Source organism: Endozoicomonas sp. SESOKO3, from assembly GCF_024606255.1.
Genome location: NZ_JAHHPR010000695.1, coordinates 1 through 2,903, shown reverse-complemented (window position 1 = coordinate 2,903; position 2,903 = coordinate 1). Strand labels below are relative to the sequence as shown.

5 protein-coding genes and 1 pseudogene are annotated in these 2,903 nt (G+C 43.5%); 3 read left to right on the top strand and 3 right to left on the bottom strand.

Annotated features, from left to right (window positions below; genetic code table 11):
* Window positions 1-331, top strand: a 331-nt coding sequence (locus KDK18_RS12255) for a transposase (protein WP_257255208.1), incomplete at its 5' end; no start/stop codon positions are given.
* Window positions 261-961 (top strand): annotated as a pseudogene (locus tag KDK18_RS12250) (transposase). The gene KDK18_RS12255 and the pseudogene KDK18_RS12250, both read left to right, overlap by 71 nt.
* A gap of 196 nt (window positions 962-1,157) precedes the next feature.
* On the opposite strand, the gene KDK18_RS12245 reads toward KDK18_RS12250, so the two are convergent.
* Window positions 1,158-1,403 (bottom strand): DUF2442 domain-containing protein, encoded by a 246-nt coding sequence (locus KDK18_RS12245; protein ID WP_257255207.1) that lies wholly within the window; start codon window positions 1,401-1,403, stop codon window positions 1,158-1,160.
* 22 nt (window positions 1,404-1,425) lie between these two features.
* Window positions 1,426-1,635: a DUF4160 domain-containing protein gene (locus KDK18_RS14775; protein ID WP_368736439.1), complete on the bottom strand. Its 210-nt coding sequence runs from the start codon at window positions 1,633-1,635 to the stop codon at window positions 1,426-1,428.
* Window positions 1,636-1,859: 224 nt separating this feature from the next.
* On the opposite strand from KDK18_RS14775, the gene KDK18_RS12240 reads away from it, so the two are divergent.
* Window positions 1,860-2,417, top strand: coding sequence for a hypothetical protein (locus KDK18_RS12240; protein WP_257255206.1), 558 nt, complete (start codon window positions 1,860-1,862; stop codon window positions 2,415-2,417).
* 76 nt (window positions 2,418-2,493) lie between these two features.
* Here KDK18_RS12240 and KDK18_RS12235 read toward each other — a convergent pair whose 3' ends face one another.
* Entirely contained in the window at window positions 2,494-2,724 is a 231-nt protein-coding gene (locus KDK18_RS12235; RefSeq protein ID WP_257255205.1) for a hypothetical protein, read from the bottom strand.
* Window positions 2,725-2,903 lie beyond the last annotated feature (179 nt).

Sequence of the window (2,903 nt, the reverse complement as noted above, 5' to 3'; positions counted from 1 at the left end):
GAAACTTCAGTTATCGAAAGCTCTTGCCAAAATCATCAACGATCCGAGAGACACTGCCCGCTGCCTGCACAAAACGGAAACCGTCGTCAAACAGCGCCTATATGTTCTGGTTTTGGGCTACGAAGATCTGAATGATCACCAACAGCTTCGCTATGACTTGGCTCTGCAAACAGCTACAGATTCTGAGCATCAACTGGCCAGTCAATCAACGCTCTGCCGCTTTGAAAAGCACGCAAACGGGGAACAGGCTGTCCAGATGCATGAGATTCTCATTGAGCAGTTTCTTGCTTCATTCCGCAAGCCGCCCAAAAAAAATCTTGTTCCGGGGTGACAGCGGCTTTTGTCGGTCTCAGATATTAAGCTGGTGCGAGCGGAGCAACGTCGATTACATCGCAGGCATTGGCACAAATAGTCGATTAAATGCGTTGTCGCTGGATGTTCGACATCGGGCTGCCATGGGCTTCAAGGAAACCAGAGAGAAACAGCGTTGTTTCGCCACGCTCAGCTACGCAGCCAAGAGCTGGAAAAAGCGAGAGCGTAAAGTAGATGTAAAAGCTGAGTTCACAATCAAGGCAGACAATACACGGTATGTTGTTACTAACCTGAAGGGTTCTGCTAAATGGCTATACGACAGATGCTACTGTATGCGTGGTGACATGGAAAACCGATAAAAGAACAGCAATGGTTGTTCTCTGACCGCACCGGTTGCCATAAATGGTGGTCAAACCAGTTTCGTTTACTGATGTCTGGAATGGCCTATGTACTGCTGGAATACTTAAGAAGCGGTTACCACAAGCGCACGAAATTTGCTCGTGCCCAGATGCCTACATTGCGTAACCAGTTGTTGAAAATAGGTGCCGTGACTGTCCGCAACACTCGTCGGACCAGCATCCATATGAGCAGCAGCTTTCCCGATCAAAAGCTGTTTCTGGAACTGACGAGGAAGCTGGTTCCTGGATAACGGGGAATGTGCTGTTCCCGGCACGGAATAAACAATGGGGTAAGGGGGAGTTATGTCTGAATTTTGAAAAAATGGCTTTTAAAGGCTGAAAGCTTCCAAAATGACTGCCCGACAGAAACTGATGGACTAAACGTCAGCAGTTCAGACGTGGTGATGCAATATGCAGGTTAGGCGTGATTTGCACTTAGCAGGATTTTTAGTGGACACCGAGCAAGAGACCTTTAACACTCAAATCTTCATCAAGATCAGGCCAATGGATACCATCCCCCTCGCCAAGCAACTCCCAATTGTTGAGTTGTTGTTTGGTTCCATTTGAAAGAGATGGAAACCAAGAGATTGGTACGAGTATAACTCTGCCATCAACCAAGCTAACAATTAGCTCAGATTCAGAAAATTTAACATCTTGAGCTAATGGGTGCACCTCAACCTTTAAAGTATTCATTCCATGCCTCCAAGAATTTATCTTAATTTTTATCTACATGCTTTTGAAGCTCCCTTATCTCTTTGGCAGAGAATCTTGTTGAGCTTGCGAGCATGACAGGTTTTAAACAGAATTTTGCGAGAGCTTTGTCACGCTGAATATGAATATGGGCAGGTTCTCCATTTTCATTGGAGTAGAAGAAAAACCTGTATGGCCCGATTCTTAAAATAGTTGGCAATCTGAGCACTCCCATGGTTAGATCATTTAGAAAACAAAATATTGATGTTCGTCTGAGATCACATGATTATGAGTCATAAGATAGCTGATTCGTTCAATTTTTTCGATTTTTGTTTTAGCGCCTAACGCCTGGTTCGGCCGCCGCCGAAGGCGTTCGGGTGGAGTGGCGAAGCCACTGAACGAACTGAAACCATTTGTTATGTTACTATAATTCGATGCTTAAAGTTTAAGGGGTTTCCAATGCGTAAAAGTATCCTATCTTTAGCAATGGTTTTTATTTTGAACTCTTTTGTTTTGAACTCATACGGTATTGAAATATTTCTTAAAAATGGAAATATTGCTATAAAAGATATTAATTTTTTAAAGGTTATTACGCCTACTGATTTGCGCTTACAGTCAATAACTAATTTAACCATAAATGATTCTTTTTATAATCCATCTCATGGCTATATTACAAATATTGCAGTAACAACAGAAGATAGTTCTGATATTATTTTTCAAGTTAATGGAGAAGGTGTTGTTTCCGAAGGGTGTCAATATTCCTCTTGCGAACAAAGTACAGCTTCCTCAATAGCAGAACCTAATTATTTTGCAGGCGCATGTGAATATCCATCTAACAGGAAGGAAGAGACTTCTTTACTTGGTGCGAAAGATCGATATAAAAGAGTAAAAACCATTAAAGCATCGCCTTTCATATGTTCTTGTTGCAAAGAAAAGAAAACTAGCAAGAATACATTCAGAGCAGATGAAGAGATTATATGCAATGCATGCTATGGAGAAAAAATTAGTAAAGAGTGACTACTTTGTGCAACATAGCCGCAAAGCTGAGGGGCAGCGTAGCGGTCCCCGTCAAGTGAGTTGTTAGGTGGCGTGGTTATTGGCGGGAGAGTAAGGCTTGGAGCATTTCTTTGATAGCGGCAATATCAGAACCTTGCTGGTCAAGGCGCTTATCTTGCTGGTCAAACCGTTCGCTGGTTTCTTTGCTCTGTTGGTCAAATCTCTGGTGCATCTCACTACGGGTTTGACCAAGGCCGTCAACTACGTCAGTCAGGGTATTACGGATATGATCAATCTCTGTCGACTGAGGTTTGGATTTCGCACCCATGGGTTACTCCTTAATAAAATGTCAAAGAGGAACAGCATAGCAGAGACTGGCACAAAGACACCTAACGCCTGCGTGTGGGGTGCCGCCGCAGGCAGCTTGCTGCCGACACCACGCACTTGATACTTATTGAGCCTTCTCCCCAGCTTACTGAGTAAGCTGATAGGCGACCAAACCAAAAA

What these genes read in the sequence shown, in the direction of transcription:
- KDK18_RS14775 (WP_368736439.1), bottom strand. Translation starts at nt 1,635, where the DNA reads ATGGGAGTGCTCAGATTGCCAACTATTTTAAGAATCGGGCCATACAGG.
- KDK18_RS12240 (WP_257255206.1), top strand. Translation starts at nt 1,860, where the DNA reads ATGCGTAAAAGTATCCTATCTTTAGCAATGGTTTTTATTTTGAACTCT.
- KDK18_RS12245 (WP_257255207.1), bottom strand. Translation starts at nt 1,403, where the DNA reads ATGAATACTTTAAAGGTTGAGGTGCACCCATTAGCTCAAGATGTTAAA.
- KDK18_RS12235 (WP_257255205.1), bottom strand. Translation starts at nt 2,724, where the DNA reads ATGGGTGCGAAATCCAAACCTCAGTCGACAGAGATTGATCATATCCGT.